This window comes from Mesorhizobium sp. WSM4884 (assembly GCF_029625675.1).
Taxonomy (GTDB): domain Bacteria; phylum Pseudomonadota; class Alphaproteobacteria; order Rhizobiales; family Rhizobiaceae; genus Mesorhizobium.
Genome location: NZ_JARTVO010000065.1, coordinates 1 through 277 on the forward strand (window position 1 = coordinate 1; position 277 = coordinate 277).

Consider the following 277-nt stretch of genomic DNA (forward strand, 5'->3'; position numbering starts at 1 on the left):
GTTGGTGGCGCCGCGGACGTCTTTAGGTAAGACGCACTTCACATAGCCGGGTAAATTTGTGTCGACTGCCGTTTGCAAAATGCACGGAATGATCGTTCCTTGAGTAATCACGAGATCAGGGTGCGGCATAAGTGTGGCCCGGCTCGGCTCCTGTATATCTGGCTTCAATCGGCCTGACAGATCGCCACCGTTTGAAATCTCATCCGCGGTCGCGGGAGCATCCTTATGGTTGTCTTCGCTCCGCTGACCGTCATTGGGCATTTGACTGCTGCTACTG

Annotated in this window: 1 pseudogene; it reads right to left on the reverse strand. The window is 54.5% G+C overall.

Annotation, left to right across the window (positions count from 1 at the left end):
- Positions 1–277, reverse strand: a pseudogene (locus tag P9236_RS30690) (type IV secretion system protein VirB10); the annotation flags it as partial.